We start from the raw sequence: 15,406 nt of genomic DNA on the forward strand, positions 1-15,406 counted from the left end.
GCCCTTCTTTCCCTTATTCCAGATATAGCCTATCATTTTACGCTTGTTTTTCGTTCCTGTATAGAATGGCATTGTAATCATATGCCTGCCTGTTGATCAGCAGGCTGAAGGCGATAAAGGCCACAAGCGACAGCAGGACGGGCACAGTAACCGTATGCACGCCAAACAAATTGCCATTTTCGATATTATAGAAATGCAAGGCGATATAGCTAATGATTCCTGTCGCCATGCTCGCAACCGCCCCGTATTTATTGCCCCATTTCCAATAAAGCCCAAGCACAATCGGCCAGATGAATGCTGCTTCCAGGCCGCCAAATGCAAATAAGTTGAGAAAAATCAACAGGTCAGGCGGATCGAGCGCCAGCAAGAAGACAATGGCGCCGAGCACCCCAGTGACCCCGAACGACATGCGCTTGATGGTTTTGAGGCTGGCGTCTGGTTTCACATAATTTAAGTAAACGTCTTTCACAATCGAAGAACTGACCAAAAGCAGCAGTGAATCGACCGTCGACATGATCGCCGCCATCGGAGCAGCGAGGACAATTCCCGCAACCCACGGCGGCAAGGTTTCGAGCGCAATGAGCGGAATGACTTTATCGCCGACTTCGATGCCTGGAAGAAGCGGGCGGGCGAACACGCCAATCAAATGCATATTGAGCATGATGAACCCGGTGACGATCGTCCCGATGATCAGCGCACGGTGCATCGAACGGGCATTTTTATAAGACATCGCGCGCACCGCGATTTGCGGCAAGCCGACAACGCCGACGCCGACGAGAATCCAAAACGACGAAACATAGGCAGCACTAAGATTGCCTTCCGCCCCGTACGGCGTGACCAAATTCGGATTTTCGTTGATGAGATCTTGCATGATGTTCGAAATTCCGCCACCTGAAATGATAACGGCGATAAGCAAGACGAGCGTGCCCACGAGCATGACCGCCCCTTGTACCGCATCCGTTAAAGCAACTGCCCGGAAGCCGCCGATAGTTACATAAACAAGGACACTGATCGCAAATAAAAACAACGCTGATTGATAGCTGAGCCCCGTTAAAGATTCGATGAGACGCGCGCCGCCAATCCACTGCGCTGCCATTGCGGAAAATAAGAAGATGATGATGCTTAGCGCAGATAATAAAACGACTGCTGTGCTATTGTAGCGGGCTTTTAAAAAATCGATCATCGTGACAGCGTTATAGCGGCGTGCCATGATGGCGTATTTTTTCCCGAGGATCATCAAGACGAAATAACCGGTGACCACTTGCGTCATCGCCAATAGCACCCAGCCAAATCCCATCGTATAGGCGGTACCCGGACCACCGAGAAAACTCGACGCGCTGCCGTATGTCGCAACCATCGTCATCGCTAGGACAAATCCGCCGAGTTCGCGCCCACCAAGGAAATAATCACTGATGAAGTTCGAAGAGCCGGCCAGTTTTCTGCTCGACCAATAGCCGATGAAAAAAATCATAATTAAAAAGACAAGCATGGGGATAAGAACGGAATAATTCATCGGTGTTCCTCCTGTTCTTCGTCAAACGGCACATCGACAAAGAAGAATTTGACGATAACTGTGACCAGTACAACCATGACCAGGAAACCGACGATGCAGCTATAGAAAAACCAATCAGGTAAGCCGAGTATATAGGTGTATTCTTCGACTGGCCGACTGCCCAGCCCGTAGGCGAAAGCAAACCACCAAGCGAAGTTGAAGAGCGCAAGGCCGAGGCCAATCCAGGCTTCCCGGTGCGCGACGCGAAAGCGCCAATCTGTTTCTTTCATGGGTATCTCTCCGATCCATGGCTGTAATGTATTGTCTCTATCGTACACCAATGGCGGTGGTAAATTAAGCGCCAGTTTCTCCGTCTGTTTTTGGGCAAAAATAATCATTGGTTTCCATATGGGAGTGTCCATAAGAAAACCTCCGGAAGGCTCCGGAGGTTTTTTTAGCGTGCCAATAAATATTCAACATAAGCGCGCCATTCGGTATTTTTGGCGTAAGTGAAGTCTGGCGCAAGACTTGGGAATGGCATGAAGAGCTTCGGCCTACCCGGATAATCATGTAGCTGTTCTTCGTTAATCGCAATCTCTCCAGCTTGCATACCACTCGTGAGAACGACGCGGCCATGCTGCGCGAAGGCGATTTCGACCGGCACGGTATTCGGGCGGCCGTCGATATTCAAGGTATAAGCAGTCCCCTGGGTGTCGTCGTCATCATAAATCCAGCTATCGCGCAAGGCAATCGCGTCTTGTGCTTCATTCAACGTAATTTCAGCGTTGACGTTGCTGCCATAAGGCACGGTGTCTTGCAACGGTGCTTCAGGCGCAATGCGGACCTCGTAAAAAGCGATGGGGTTGTTTTGCTCAATGCGCCCGAGATCCCGATACGCTTCGAACCATTGCGATTCTTCCGCAGGCATTTCAGAAACGCTGCGGACCGTTCCAACAATTGCGCCTTCGATGCCTGGCGCCTGGATCAATACCCGGTCTGCCTGTTCGACTTCGTGCCATTCATCTTCAAGCAGATACGTTACGAATTCCCGTTCCGTATTATAAATTTCAATGCTGAGCGGCGCAGAATCGCGATTGATGCTAGCGACCGTGCCATCGACTGGGCTAATGAGCGCTGGATTTTCCTGGCTTTGTGCAAGTTGTGCTTCAACCACCGCAAGTTCAGAGTCAATCGCCGCTAAGCGTTGCTGAGCCTGAGCGATGCCGGATGCATACGCGCCGTCTTCCGGCACTTCAACGCCGACTGAAACGTTGACATCCATGCGCAGCTCTTGTTCCATATCTTCGCCAAACCCTGGATAGCTCGAGCTGGTGTTGGAATTTTCATTCACGCTGCTGTCTTGAGACGACCGTGCTTGCGTCAATTCCTGCAAAGTCGACTGCACTTCGCTGCGTTCTGCTTGCAGCGCGCTTTGCTCCGACTGCCAAATGGCACGCTGGTCTTCCGATTCGCTTTCGTTCAAGCGAGCCAGTTCTGCACCTGCTGTCACGGCGTCACCTTCTTTGACGAGCCATTGCTCAAGCGCTTCATGGTCTTGCACGTAAATTTCCATCGTGTCCTGCGGCGCCGTTAATGCTTCTTTTGGCAAAGTTTCCGTATAAGTATGTGTATATGCCTGTTCGTATTCACTGACATACAGCTCTTTTGAAATGATGCTTTTTTCACCGAATAATAGCAGGAAGTTCGAAGTCAAAAACGCGACAATGGCGATAGACAAGCCAATAAAGAAAAAGCGGTTCATAGAATTGGCCCCCCTTGCATAAAGTCACGGAGCATTTCTTCCACCGGAATTTGGCTGAACAACGCGACAATCAATGCGGAAATCACGTGAATCACGATCAGTGAAAGCAAAATAATCTTCGGTGACACACGCGAGAAGTTCTTGATAAAACGGTATTGAATCGCAATAATCAATGACGTAAACAAGGTCAATTGGTTAAAGAAATAAATCAAATAGCTATTTTCCAAAAATGTCGCAGCAATCGGTCCGAATGAAAATGGCGAAAAGGCCATTGTGTAGCCATTCCATGCGAATATTCCAAAGATCAAGCCTTTTTCAAGCACTAACAATGCCGTAACGTAAGCTTGCATCACAAGCATCGCCTTCCATGGGATGCCAATAATTCGGCCGTACAAATACGGGGCGATGTACAAGTGGAAACTTAAATACAAACCGCCCCACAGCAAGGTACCGACAAGCGATGTCCACCGTGCCAGTGTATAGGCGTCAAACATGCCCGCCGCAAGCAATGGCGTCAACGATCCAGTGTTCATGCCCCAAATTTCAGGCAAAGCGAAAACAAGTAAGCCGAGCACTAAGATAACGGCCAATCGCTTATTGATTTGCCTCATTTCGGTGTGTCGCAAATTATGTATGAGTTGGCCTTGGTTCAGGAAAAAATGCCAAAATTTAAAGTCAGATATCATGCGTTTAAGTCCTTTCAGGCAAATGGCGTTCTGCTTAATTTTACTTTACCAAAAAACCAAGCGCTTTGAAACGAATTCCCTGCCACAATTTTCAATATTTGGTGGCTTTGAGACGAATGGCATAGGATTGTGGTGAATTTTAAAGTGAATGAATGTGAAGTAATGAAAAAGAAGTGATTGGAAAAGCTTCCGCTTTTCGACTGCGTTGCAGGGGCACGCTTTCCGGAGGGCTCGCATTGAGCCGCTTCGTCGCTACGCTCCTGCAGGGTCTCAATTGTCTCGCTGATCCTCCCGGAGTCGGCCCCTTCCACTCCGTCTTTAACTTTAGAGTGGAAGATCGTTTTTTTCAGTTCATTAAAAGTAACGTGTGAAAATGCGTCATATTTTATAGTTTTCTTCAAACAGGTCGAAGAATGCACTGTCACATGCCTCCATTTACTGAAAAACAACAAACTTAACCTGTTCAAGCAGCGGTGTGTCAGATGCACCATCTGAAGAAGCGATTCCCCCACTTGCCGGCAACTGGGTAAGAAGCTGAACCATGTAAACAAGCTGAACACAACGTAATATTTCAGCCGCCTAGCGCCAAGGGTGAGCCGATACCGTAAGACAGGTGTTCTTCCTGGCTTACTGCTAAAGGCCAACCCTAAGCAAGGCGGCGATCACCAACAAGAAGCCTAAATTGAATATCGAATCAATTGCACGAGCAAACCCTTACTATCTACTCCACGCCCAATCCGGGAAGCGATTCCCCCACTAGCCGGCAACTAGGTAAAGAAGCACAGCCATTGAACAAGCTGAACACAATGAAATCTCTCAGCCGCCGGCGCCAAGGGTGAGCCGACGCAGTAAGACAGGCGGTCTTCCTGGCTTACTGCAAGAGGCCAACCCAAAGCCCTGCGGCGAATACTCAGTTGAAGCCGAAACCAAATACTAGAACATCTCCACAACAAAACCCTCACTTTCATTACTTTTTTTAGAAATGAAAAAACCTCCGCGGCTGCGGAGGCTTCGTTTATTGATCTGCGACAATCTTGTATTTCTTATGTGAAATTACGGTCATGTTGGAAGCAGCGCCGATTTCCTTGGCGTCTTCTGGTGAAATCTCGACGATCACCGAATTGTCCATAATTTTGAAGATGGTTCCGTTAACGTCCACGCCATTGCGGTTGAATGAGATCCATTCGCCAATTTTACGGGCCGCTACAAATTCAGATACTTCTTTTTCATGGGGTTGAAATGCCATCGTTATCCACGCCTCTCTATAATGAAAACATTATCTATCTATTATAGCATAAATTTATGGTAATTTCACCTGTTTCAACTATTCATATAAATGACAAGCAACGTAATGGCCGGGCTCTTTTTCCTGCCATGCCGGCTTTTTCTCTGCGCAAATGCTCATGGCATGTGGGCAGCGCGTCCGGAACACACAGCCGCTTGGCGGATCGATCGGGCTCGGAAGTTCCCCTTCTAAAATCACGCGTTCGCGGGCTTCTTCAATGTCCGGATCTGGAATCGGAATCGCTGACAGCAAAGCTTCCGTATACGGATGAAGGGGCTTGTCATACAATTGGTCGGCCGTCGTCAGTTCAACCATATGCCCTAGGTACATCACACCGATGCGATCGGATATGTATTTAACCATACTGAGGTCGTGTGCGATGAATAAATACGTCAGTCCTTTTTCCTTTTGCAGCTTTTGCAAGAGCATGACGACTTGCGCTTGTACCGATACATCGAGCGCTGAGATCGGTTCGTCGGCAATGATGAAATCTGGATCGAGCGACAAGGCCCGGGCGATGCCGATGCGTTGTCGCTGGCCTCCAGAGAATTCATGCGGATAGCGATTGGCATGGTCACGGTTCAATCCAACGTCTTCGAGCAATTGATGGACACGTGCCTGCAACTCTTTTTTATTCTTATACAAGCCATGTACTTGCATCGGTTCGGCAATAATCTCGAAAACGGTTGAACGCGGATTAAGAGATGCGTATGGATCCTGGAAAATCATTTGCATATTGCGCAAGTAATCGAAGCGATCCTTGTCGGACATTTTGTGGATATCGACGCCCTCGTACTCGACTTTGCCGTCTGTCGAGCTGTATAAGCCCATAATGGTGCGGCCGGCCGTCGATTTGCCGCAACCTGATTCTCCTACAAGCCCGAAAGTTTCGCCGCGCTTGATATCAAAAGAAATGCCGTCGACTGCTTTTAAGGTCGTGTCTTTGCCGAGGTCGAAATGGCGCTTGAGTTCCTGTACGGACAATAAAGTTTCGTTCGTCATGTAGTTTCCTCCTGAGTAAATCTACGGACGGCACATAATTCTTTGTCGTAGACTGTGCCTTCGAGACGGATGATTTCAATCGCTTTTCCGGATGTAGGTGAATGAATCATCATGCCTTGCCCGTAGTAAATGCCGACATGATGAAGTTTTCCTAGTCCTTCTTCGTAGGCGAAGAACAACAGGTCCCCGATTTGCCAAGCAGCCTCATCCAGACGGTCGATTTCCACGCCTTCTGTGGACTGGTCTCCTGCATCGCGTGATATGTACAAGCCGCTCGCTTTTAGCATATGGTAGGAAAACCCAGAGCAGTCATAGCCGAAGCTCGACATGCCGCCCCAGAAATACTGCAGACCTAAGAATCGTTCTGCCGTGTTTACAATCGACTGTCCGCTCCCGAGCGGAATTTGGTCGGGCGATGGGACGAGCTCGATATGCGCTGTGTCAATATACGCATCGCCATCCGGCGTGTGGACCTGGACGCGGGTTTCATCTGCATCTTGGACCGGCAACAAGCTATTGAATGGAATCGACATAAGCGGTAAGCGGTCCGGCGTCCATAACTGTGCTTTATCTGCGGCCACACGCGCATAGCTTCGCCCTGAGAGTGAATCGATCTCTTTCAGATGTGCTAATGGCACCCACCCCGGATAACCGCGTTCATCTTTATGGCTTGGCTGCCAAGGCGCGATGATTTTTGCCCACGTGCCGTCAATTTCATCTATTACTACAGGCTCCCCGTAAAGCAACTGCGTTTGAAGCCGATTGCTGACCGTGAGATCTTTCGTTTGCTGCTGGTTCATCGCTTCACGCCATTTATTGATGTCCGGTGTGTTGGCAATAGCGTATGCATCCACTTCCCTGACTTTATCCGGATGGGTCCAGACGCTTGTCACCGGGACGCGGCAGACCCATTCCGTCGATGGTGTTTGTGGCATATTATCCTCTCCGTTCACGTAAAGTTTCCAGGAACCGCCCTGCATCGATGCCAAGTCCTGGCTCATCTGAAAAGTGGATAGCTTTGCCACTATATTGGATGCCACCTGGCAAGAGATCCTCTTTCAACATGAGCGGCGCATCAAAGTCAAAACGCGTGACATTCGGCTGGCTCGCCGCGAAATGAGCAGCTGCCGTCAAGCCGAGTTTCGATTCGATCATGCTGCCGGTCATGCACGGGACTCCGTAAGTTTCAGCAAGCGCATTGATTTTCAAAGCTTGGTGGATGCCGCCCGCTTTCATCAATTTAATATTAATCAAGTCAGCTGCGCGCAATTCTAAAACACGTCTTGCATCAATTGGTGAAAAGACGCTCTCGTCCGCCATGATTGGCGTTAAGGTGCGATCGGTGACGAATTTCAAGCCTTCGATATCATTGGCCGGCACCGGCTGCTCGATCAATTCGATATTGAATCCGGCATCTTCCATTCGAGTGATGATGCGCACCGCCGATTTTGGGTCCCATCCTTGATTGGCATCCAAGCGCAGCGTCACTTTATTTCCGACACGCGCGCGAATCGCTTGGATTCTTTTGAAATCATTCTCCGCCTGGTCGATGCCGACTTTTACTTTCAACACTGTAAAGCCTTGTTGCTCATAGTCTGCCGCATCTGCTGCCATTTCTTCCGGGGCATTGACCGAAACCGTGTAATCGGTCTCGATCGATTTTCGGTAACCGCCGAGAAACTGGGTCAAGGGCATGCCAGCCTGTTGGGCGATTAAATCATAAAGTGCCATATCGACAGCCGCTTTGGCACTTGTGTTGCCCACTAAAGACTTATGGAGCTTGTCAAAAAGTTGCTCGCGATGCCGCAAATCCATCCCGATTAAACCGGCACCCATCAACTGGATTGCCCTTTCGATTGCGTCTAGCGTATCGCCCGTAATAACGTGTGTCGGCGGCGCTTCCCCAAAACCGGAGCGGCCGTCTTGTGTCGCCAAATGAACAATGACCGCCTCAGCTGCTTCTACGGTCCGGAGTGCAGTCTTGAACGGCTTTTTTAAAGGAACAGCTATCCGGTAGGTCTCGACAGACGCTACAACGGACATGTCACTCGACCCCCGGCAGGATGGTCAAAGTTTTCGCATCGGCATCGAGCCGCGCTTTTACGCCAAGCGGCAGAGAGAAATTCGGTTCGCAATGGCCGATCTTAAAGCCTTTGACGACTGGAATGTCCATGTCGCTAAAATAATCATTCAATACTTGATCGAGTGTCCACGATTGCTCGGGCTTTTTCGGCTCGGCGTTTTTGAAGTCACCGATGACAATACCGGCTACTTGTTCGAATTTACGCGCCATTTTAAGCTGGTTGAGCATTTCATCGACTTGGTATGGCTCTTCTCCCGTATCTTCAATCAACAAAATTTTGCCTTTCGTGTCGATTTCGAATTTCGTCCCAAGAGTCCCGCGAATCAAGGAGAGATTGCCTCCGACTAGTTCACCATCAGCCATGCCGCCCGATAAAGTTTCCAGTTCAGAAATGGTTTCATCGTAATGCAATTCGAAAGGCTGGAACATTTGTCCGAACATGCGGCCGCTGCGCTCGTGAAATTCTGGCTTTCCAACGTCTGACGCCAGCATCGGCCCGTGGAATGTTACCAACTCTGCATACATTCCGATGGCATTATGTAAGAACGTCACATCTGAATAACCCCAGAAAATCTTTGGGTTTTCTTTGATCATGGCGTAGTCGATTCGGTCTGCGTAGCGAGCCGCTCCGTACCCTCCGCCAGCACAGATAATGGCTTTTACTTCCGGGTCTTCGAACATGGCGTGTAAATCCGCTAACCGCTCGGCATCGCTTCCAGCTAAATAACCATTTTTCGCTTCGACCGATTTGCCCATTTTCACGTTCAATCCCATTTCTTCTAAAAATGGCAAAGCTTTTTTCAAATTCTCTAAGTTCGGCGGGCTGGATGGAGAAATGATCCCCACCGTATCCCCTTTTTGCAATCGTTTTGGCATTGTGCGCATATTGCTCACTCCTCTTGTTTTCTGTTCTTCACTCATAAAACTACCAGTTTTCCTCAGTGAAAAACAGAAAAGCGCGGCGCTTGGCCGCGCTTCTGTTTTTTCATGCGATTACGCCCCTTGAACGGGGGCAGTCGCTTTTAGTTTTTATCCGCTGTCTTAAGGTCGATGTACCCTACCGGATGGCGGAGGATGCCTTCGATGCCTTCTTTTTGCAGTTGGACTTGGTTATAGAAATGGATCGGGAAGATCGGCATCTCGTCCATCAGGATTTTTTCTGCTTCGATCAATGTTTCCCAACGTGCGGCAGAGTCTGTTTCTGCTTTCGCTTCTGCGATTAATTGGTCGAATTCTTCGTTGGACCATTGCGTGCGGTTCATGGAAGAATCGGTGATGAAGCTTTCCAGCGCGTTGACTGGGTCTGCGTAGTCATGGATGAATGAGCTGCGCGACAATTGGTATTTGAATTCTTTTTGTTCTGTCAGGAAGACACTTGCTTCGACGTTTTGAAGTTCCACGTCCACATCCAAAGCGGTCTTGAACTGGTCTTGCAAGGTTTCAGCGATGTTTTGGTGAGATTCGCTCGTCGAGTAGGAAATCGTCACTGGCGGCAGTTCATCCCAGCCTTCTTCTTCCATGCCTTCTTCGAGCAATTGCTTCGCTTTGTCAGCGTCGAATTTCACCAATTCGCCCGCTTCGTCGCGGAATTCCTGGCCGTTCGGTCCTTCGAATCCGTAAGAAACAAAGCCGTATGCCGGTTTTTCACCGTTTTTCGTCACGTATTGGACGATATCATCCTGGTTCACCGCGTAAGCGAATGCTTGGCGGACTTTTTTATTCGTGAATGGTTCTTCTTCTACATTGTAACGGTAGAAATACGTTCCTGCCTGGTCCATCGTGCCAAGTTCAGGGGAATCCTGCAATTGCTCAGACATTTCTGCTGGCACACTCGATACGTCCAGTTCGCCTGCTTCGTACATTTGGTATTCTGTATTCGGATCATTCACCATTGCCCAGTGGACTTTATCCAAGTTCACGTTTTCCGCGTCCCAATACTCTTCGTTCTTCTCAAAAACGAAATCTTCGTCATGGCTCCAAGAAGCCAAGTTGAACGGCCCGTTTCCTACAAAGCTGTCCGCTTCTGTATGCCAGTCCGGATTTTCCGTAGCGGTCGCTTCGTGGATCGGGAAGAAGCTTGGGTTGGTGATGATGTTCAAGAATGCTTCTGTCGGTTCTGTCAATTTCACGACGAAAGTTTTGTCGTCTTCTGCAGAAATTGCCACGTCTTCTACTGCGCCTTCTCCGTTGTTGTACCCTTCTGCGCCTTCAATGAAGTACGCAAGGAATGCGGCTGGAGAAGCTGTTTCCGGGTCCAGCATATGCTGCCATGCAAAGACAAAATCACCGGCTGTAACCGGTTCGCCGTTCGACCAATTGGCCTCTTCACGGATGTTGAACGTGTAAGTCAAACCGTCTTCTGAGACGTCGATCGACTCGGCTGTCGCTTCGACTGGTTGAGACGATTCATCAAGACGTGTCAAGCCTTCCATCAAGTTGTTCAAGGCACCCCATGATACCGCGTTAAAGCCGATCGATGGGTCGAATGAAGTCGGTTCTTCACCGTTATTCATAAACAATGTTTTCTCCCCACCGGAATCAGCGGAGCCTTCTTCGCTTGAGTCGGTGCCAGCGTCTTCGCTAGCTGTGCAAGCAGCGAGGACAAATACGAACACTGCCATTAAAAACAATACGAGCCATTTCTTCATGTAATTTCCCCCTTTATTTTTATGTGAATGCGTCTATGCGCTTTCAGCCTTAGTTAACGTGCAAAAGCTTGTTCATCGATCAATTTTTGAGCCCTTGGATCTTGTAGCCAGCAATCCACTTTATGCGTTTCTGACAAGGTCGTCACTTCCGGATAGACATTCGTGCAGACGTCCATTGAAAATGGGCAACGTGCGGCGAATGCACAGCCGCTTGGCGGTGCGAATAAATCGGGCGGCGTGCCGTCGATCGGTTTCAGCTCCCCGCCGGCAAGGTCTAACCGCGGAACGGACGTCAATAAGCCTTTCGTGTACGGATGCTGCGGGTTGTAGAAAATCTCGCGCTTGTCGCCGGTCTCAATGACTTTACCGGCGTACATGACTGCGATGCGATCCGCGATTTTTGCAACCACACCGAGGTCGTGTGTGATCAAGATAATCGACACGCCGGTTTTCGCTTGAATTTCTTCGAATAGTTCCAGAATCTGCGCTTGGATCGTCACATCGAGTGCTGTTGTCGGCTCATCGGCAATCAAGAGTTCCGGTTCGCAGATCAAGGCAATTGCGATGACGATGCGCTGCCGCATGCCTCCTGAAAATTGGTGAGGGTACTGCTTGAGCCGCTCATCCGGATTCGGGATGCCGACCAGCTTGAGCATATCGATTGCCCGCTCTTTCGCTTCTGCTTTGCTCAAGTTCTTGTGCTGTTTGACACCTTCCGTCAATTGTTCACCGATTGTTAAGGTCGGATTGAGCGCAGTCATCGGATCCTGAAAAATCATCGAGATGTCAACGCCTTGAATTTTGCGCATTTCTTTCTTCGATAATTTGGTGAGGTCCTGTGTTTTGAAATGAACGCCTTTGGATTTGATTTTGCCGGGCGGCTGCTGAATCAAGCCCATGATGGCATTGGAAGTGACTGATTTTCCGCAACCCGACTCCCCGACGATTGCCAAGGTCTCTCCTTTATACAAGTCGAAATTGACGCCGCGCACGGCTTGTACAGTTCCGCCATATGTATTGAACGTTACGTGCAAATCCTGCACGGACAAGATGCGTTCGTCCGTGACAGTCTTGCGTTTTTTTGCTTGAACTATTTTGCCGCGTTTGCCGGTATGGTCGACCGCATCAAGATCTGCCCCATCTTCCAGTCGGGTCCGTGCCAGTTCCTCAGCTATTTGTTTTCCTGTCATCTCATCACTTCCTCATCTTCGGATCGAGTGCATCTTGCAGCCCGTCTCCAAGTACGTTAAATGCGAACATCGTCAATGAAATAAATAATGCCGGGAAGAACAAACGCCACCAGTCGCCGGTAATAATGACCGGCAATGCGTCATTCGCCATAACACCCCAACTTGCAAAAGGCGCCTGAATTCCGAGACCGAGGAAGCTCAAGAATGCTTCAGCGAAAATCGCACTCGGTACCGTCAAAGTCATTTGAACGATGATTGGCCCCATTGAGTTCGGGATCAAGTTTTTGCGAATGATCCGCGGCGTCTTCGCCCCGAACGATTTCGAGGCCGTAACAAATTCGTAGTTTTTCACTTGCAGCACTTGTCCCCTGACAATACGCGCCATGCCGACCCAGCCAGTAATGGTGAGTGCAAGAATGATGGTCCATAGAGACGGCCCCATCACGACGAGCAGCAAGATGACCACAAGCAAGTACGGCAAGCCGTAAAGAATTTCGATGATGCGCATCATGACAGCATCGATTTTGCCGCCTTTATAGCCGGCGATGCCGCCATAAACAATGCCGATGACAAAATCGATCAACGCGGCCATCAAGCCGACGAACAGTGAGATGCGTGCGCCGTACCAGGTGCGGGTAAAGACGTCGCGTCCTGCTTCATCTGTCCCAAACCAATGCGTCGCGCTTGGCGACTGGTTTTGATTCGGCAAGTCTTGCGTTGTGACGGAATGTGGAGAGAAAATGGGTCCAAATATCGCCATCACAGCAAGCAATGCGAGGAAAATCAGGCCGAGCATCGCCAATTTGTTTTGCTTCAGCCTGCGCCAGGCGTCTTTCCAATAGGAAAGCGACGGGCGCACGACCGCTTCTTTTTCATCCGTATCGTTGCCAGATGGGCGGAACCATTCATCGCGAACCTGAGTCATCACACATCACCTTCTTTCTTGTGGAGCTTGATGCGCGGATCCAAAATGCCGTAGACGATATCGACCAGAAACAGCATAAAAATCAAGAATGCACTGTAGAACACCGTAGTGCCCATGATAACTGGGTAATCGCGGTTATTGATTGAATCGACAAAGTATTTGCCCATCCCCGGGATTGCGAAGATTTTCTCGATAACGAAAGTTCCGGTCAGGATGCCGGCAAGCAAGGTGCCCATAATCGTCACGACTGGCATCAAGGCATTGCGCAGTGCATGGCGCAACACGATGCGCATCGGCTTAATGCCTTTAGCACGTGCCATTTTGATATAATCCTGCGTCAGCACTTCAAGCATGCTCGAACGTGTCAGCCGGGCGATAATGGCCATTGGGCCGGTCGCAAGCGCCAGTACCGGTAGCACCATATGCATCGGGCTGGTCCAGGTAGCGGGAGGGAAAAGATTCCAGTTGACCGCAAGCTGTTGGATCAGCACCGTTGCGAGAACAAAGTTCGGAATCGAGATCCCAATAACGGCAAAAGCCATGGCCGCGTAATCGATCATTTTGTTATGCCGCAGCGCAGCCATCGTCCCGAGAATGATTCCGGAGACGACCGCAACAAGGATGGTAATCATTCCGAGTTCAAAGGAAATCGGGAAACCCCTAGCCAGTAATTCATTGACCGTACGGTTCGGGTCTTTTATCGACGGCCCGAAATCGAATGTGACGATCGATTGCATATAACTTAAGTATTGAATATGTAGTGGCTGGTCAAGTTTGTAGAACCGCTCGAGATTCGCCTGTACCGTTTCATTGGTGTTGCGATCACTTTCAAGCGGTGATCCCGGAACGGCATGCATCAGGAAAAACGTCAATGTCGCAATGATAAAAATCGTTACGAGCATCATTAAAAATCGTTTGAGTATGTATTTGCCCATTGTTTCTTCCTCCTACCAGAACTTCGCTTGCCTCGCCAGTTATGCCGTTACCAACTTGGCGCGATAAGCTTCCAGTTTGTTTTGCTCCTTATGACTGACGATCGTCGCACCTTCTTCAATGGTGTGATTCGGGTGGGCCGTCACACCTTCCATGTTCATCGTCAAATAACATGCCATGTTCTAAAATTCCCCTTTGTTTGTCTTATTCGGAATATTTTTGAAACTTCACATCAATTAATGTAGCAATATTGCAAGAATATTTCAATATAATTTTTTATTCTAAAAAATTCATCCTACTAGTAAAAAATTCATTAACCCGTCTATTTTCCACCGAAAATAGCTGTTTTCCTGTATAAATTCTGCATAAATCAAGCCGTTCATTTCTTCTGCTATATTTTTTCGAGTTTAAAACCAGCTGATTTCTTTCTTTTATTGGCTTGCCTTAAGCTGCACCGGTACTCTTGAACGAAAGGAGCTTCTCTATTTATTTTAATTTTTAGAATATTTGGTAATTTAGACTCATGCATTTTCTTCCAATTCCTTTTAGACTGTAAACAAGTTATAAATAGTTCAACTGGACACTATAACTGGCAAACAGGGTTTCCCGACAATCACAAGAAGGAGCGGATCATCATGAATAATTTTGAAAAAGTACTCGAGATGCAGTGGGGAGATCTTGCGCTGGGCGTAACAGGTTCTGCCGTTATCATGTTAGCCCTTAATTACTTCATGCTCATGTAGAAAGGAGCACCATATGATTTCCGAACATACGTAAAAGCCCTTTTCCGATCGACGGAAGAGGGCTTTTAGCATGTTTTCGACCATATAAAAACGCCTGCTCTCTATTTTACGGGCAGGCGTTTCTTATCCATAGGCTGTTATTAGATGCTTCATCATAGACCTCCATCGAGTACTTGTTTTTGCTGGGACAGCAGCTTCTCAAACAGTTCCTTATCCCCCGCGGCTAATGCCTGGTCAATCATGCGGTTGAAGTTTTCCTGCTCCAGGAACTGGATTGCTTCGGTCGCTTCTTTCTTGGTTTGTTCGTTCACTTCGATCAATTCCGCCCTTTCTTCCTTCAAAATGCTCTGAAGGTGTGTGTGTATATCGGACACTAGCAACAATTGGTAGAGTGGCAAACGGATAAAGCGGTTCCCTTTTTGAAATACAAAGACTTCGGAAAGATTCTCCACTTGGAACGTATTCAAATTGACGATGATCTCTTTCCCTTCGACCGGAATGAAGTGAAACACTTCATCGTCTTTTAAGATCGAAAAATATTGATAGGCGAACACAAACTTGATGCGGTGCCCTTCTCTCTTTGTATAAAACGGCTTCATCAATTTTACATGCAACATCTGACTCCCTCCTCATATTTCAGAATATTCTGCTTATATA

At 48.6% G+C, this 15,406-nt stretch carries 16 protein-coding genes; all 16 read right to left on the reverse strand.

The window, feature by feature from the left end; translation table 11 throughout:
- Positions 1 to 37: 37 nt before the first annotated feature.
- Positions 38 to 1,513, reverse strand: coding sequence for a sodium/pantothenate symporter (gene panF, locus AY633_RS04670; protein ID WP_068486952.1), 1,476 nt, complete (start codon positions 1,511 to 1,513; stop codon positions 38 to 40).
- Positions 1,510 to 1,782, reverse strand: coding sequence for a YhdT family protein (locus tag AY633_RS04675; protein ID WP_068487867.1), 273 nt, complete (start codon positions 1,780 to 1,782; stop codon positions 1,510 to 1,512). The genes panF and AY633_RS04675 overlap by 4 nt, the downstream gene beginning before the upstream one ends.
- 164 nt (positions 1,783 to 1,946) lie before the next feature.
- The gene (locus AY633_RS04680; protein ID WP_068486954.1) at positions 1,947 to 3,254 is read right to left on the reverse strand and encodes an efflux RND transporter periplasmic adaptor subunit; all 1,308 of its coding nucleotides are present in this window, start codon (positions 3,252 to 3,254) and stop codon (positions 1,947 to 1,949) included.
- Positions 3,251 to 3,865 (reverse strand): hypothetical protein, encoded by a 615-nt coding sequence (locus AY633_RS04685; protein ID WP_068487868.1) that lies wholly within the window; start codon positions 3,863 to 3,865, stop codon positions 3,251 to 3,253. Before AY633_RS04685 ends, AY633_RS04680 begins: the two co-directional genes overlap by 4 nt.
- 89 nt (positions 3,866 to 3,954) lie before the next feature.
- Positions 3,955 to 4,359: a hypothetical protein gene (locus AY633_RS04690; protein ID WP_068486956.1), complete on the reverse strand. Its 405-nt coding sequence runs from the start codon at positions 4,357 to 4,359 to the stop codon at positions 3,955 to 3,957.
- 596 nt (positions 4,360 to 4,955) lie between these two features.
- Positions 4,956 to 5,186, reverse strand: a complete 231-nt coding sequence (locus AY633_RS04695; protein ID WP_068464082.1) for a DUF2187 family protein — start codon at positions 5,184 to 5,186, stop codon at positions 4,956 to 4,958.
- 78 nt (positions 5,187 to 5,264) lie between these two features.
- Positions 5,265 to 6,227, reverse strand: coding sequence for an ABC transporter ATP-binding protein (locus tag AY633_RS04700; protein ID WP_068486958.1), 963 nt, complete (start codon positions 6,225 to 6,227; stop codon positions 5,265 to 5,267).
- Complete coding sequence (locus AY633_RS04705) at positions 6,224 to 7,162, reverse strand: C40 family peptidase (RefSeq protein ID WP_068486960.1); 939 nt, start codon at positions 7,160 to 7,162, stop codon at positions 6,224 to 6,226. Before AY633_RS04705 ends, AY633_RS04700 begins: the two co-directional genes overlap by 4 nt.
- Position 7,163: 1 nt before the next feature.
- A complete protein-coding gene (locus tag AY633_RS04710; RefSeq protein WP_068486962.1) occupies positions 7,164 to 8,270 on the reverse strand; it encodes a dipeptide epimerase in 1,107 nt (368 codons plus the stop codon).
- A gap of 1 nt (position 8,271) precedes the next feature.
- Positions 8,272 to 9,195, reverse strand: a complete 924-nt coding sequence (locus tag AY633_RS04715; RefSeq protein ID WP_068486963.1) for a S66 peptidase family protein — start codon at positions 9,193 to 9,195, stop codon at positions 8,272 to 8,274.
- Positions 9,196 to 9,332: 137 nt separating this feature from the next.
- Entirely contained in the window at positions 9,333 to 10,958 is a 1,626-nt protein-coding gene (locus tag AY633_RS04720; RefSeq protein ID WP_068486965.1) for a peptide ABC transporter substrate-binding protein, read from the reverse strand.
- A 53-nt stretch (positions 10,959 to 11,011) separates the two neighbouring features.
- On the reverse strand, positions 11,012 to 12,148 hold the full coding sequence (locus AY633_RS04725; protein ID WP_082799183.1) for an ABC transporter ATP-binding protein: 1,137 nt from the start codon (positions 12,146 to 12,148) through the stop codon (positions 11,012 to 11,014).
- 4 nt (positions 12,149 to 12,152) lie between these two features.
- Positions 12,153 to 13,073, reverse strand: a complete 921-nt coding sequence (locus AY633_RS04730) for an ABC transporter permease (RefSeq protein ID WP_068486966.1) — start codon at positions 13,071 to 13,073, stop codon at positions 12,153 to 12,155.
- Positions 13,073 to 14,008 carry an ABC transporter permease gene (locus tag AY633_RS04735; protein WP_068486968.1) on the reverse strand — a complete coding sequence of 312 codons (936 nt, stop codon included), beginning with the start codon at positions 14,006 to 14,008 and terminating at the stop codon, positions 13,073 to 13,075. Before AY633_RS04735 ends, AY633_RS04730 begins: the two co-directional genes overlap by 1 nt.
- A gap of 39 nt (positions 14,009 to 14,047) precedes the next feature.
- The gene (locus AY633_RS16560; RefSeq protein WP_171900906.1) at positions 14,048 to 14,185 is read right to left on the reverse strand and encodes a hypothetical protein; all 138 of its coding nucleotides are present in this window, start codon (positions 14,183 to 14,185) and stop codon (positions 14,048 to 14,050) included.
- A 716-nt stretch (positions 14,186 to 14,901) separates the two neighbouring features.
- Complete coding sequence (locus tag AY633_RS04740) at positions 14,902 to 15,366, reverse strand: transcriptional regulator (RefSeq protein ID WP_068486970.1); 465 nt, start codon at positions 15,364 to 15,366, stop codon at positions 14,902 to 14,904.
- Positions 15,367 to 15,406 lie beyond the last annotated feature (40 nt).

Origin of the sequence: Planococcus maritimus (genome assembly GCF_001592825.1) — a bacterium.
GTDB classification, from domain to species: Bacteria; Bacillota; Bacilli; order Bacillales_A; family Planococcaceae; genus Planococcus; species Planococcus maritimus_C.

What these genes read in the sequence shown, in the direction of transcription:
- AY633_RS04705 (WP_068486960.1), bottom strand. Translation starts at nt 7,162, where the DNA reads ATGCCACAAACACCATCGACGGAATGGGTCTGCCGCGTCCCGGTGACA.
- AY633_RS04740 (WP_068486970.1), bottom strand. Translation starts at nt 15,366, where the DNA reads ATGTTGCATGTAAAATTGATGAAGCCGTTTTATACAAAGAGAGAAGGG.
- AY633_RS04735 (WP_068486968.1), bottom strand. Translation starts at nt 14,008, where the DNA reads ATGGGCAAATACATACTCAAACGATTTTTAATGATGCTCGTAACGATT.
- AY633_RS04700 (WP_068486958.1), bottom strand. Translation starts at nt 6,227, where the DNA reads ATGACGAACGAAACTTTATTGTCCGTACAGGAACTCAAGCGCCATTTC.
- AY633_RS04695 (WP_068464082.1), bottom strand. Translation starts at nt 5,186, where the DNA reads ATGGCATTTCAACCCCATGAAAAAGAAGTATCTGAATTTGTAGCGGCC.
- AY633_RS04715 (WP_068486963.1), bottom strand. Translation starts at nt 9,195, where the DNA reads ATGCGCACAATGCCAAAACGATTGCAAAAAGGGGATACGGTGGGGATC.
- AY633_RS04725 (WP_082799183.1), bottom strand. Translation starts at nt 12,148, where the DNA reads ATGACAGGAAAACAAATAGCTGAGGAACTGGCACGGACCCGACTGGAA.
- AY633_RS04730 (WP_068486966.1), bottom strand. Translation starts at nt 13,073, where the DNA reads ATGACTCAGGTTCGCGATGAATGGTTCCGCCCATCTGGCAACGATACG.
- AY633_RS04685 (WP_068487868.1), bottom strand. Translation starts at nt 3,865, where the DNA reads ATGAGGCAAATCAATAAGCGATTGGCCGTTATCTTAGTGCTCGGCTTA.
- AY633_RS16560 (WP_171900906.1), bottom strand. Translation starts at nt 14,185, where the DNA reads ATGGCATGTTATTTGACGATGAACATGGAAGGTGTGACGGCCCACCCG.
- AY633_RS04720 (WP_068486965.1), bottom strand. Translation starts at nt 10,958, where the DNA reads ATGAAGAAATGGCTCGTATTGTTTTTAATGGCAGTGTTCGTATTTGTC.
- panF (WP_068486952.1), bottom strand. Translation starts at nt 1,513, where the DNA reads ATGAATTATTCCGTTCTTATCCCCATGCTTGTCTTTTTAATTATGATT.
- AY633_RS04675 (WP_068487867.1), bottom strand. Translation starts at nt 1,782, where the DNA reads ATGAAAGAAACAGATTGGCGCTTTCGCGTCGCGCACCGGGAAGCCTGG.
- AY633_RS04710 (WP_068486962.1), bottom strand. Translation starts at nt 8,270, where the DNA reads ATGTCCGTTGTAGCGTCTGTCGAGACCTACCGGATAGCTGTTCCTTTA.
- AY633_RS04680 (WP_068486954.1), bottom strand. Translation starts at nt 3,254, where the DNA reads ATGAACCGCTTTTTCTTTATTGGCTTGTCTATCGCCATTGTCGCGTTT.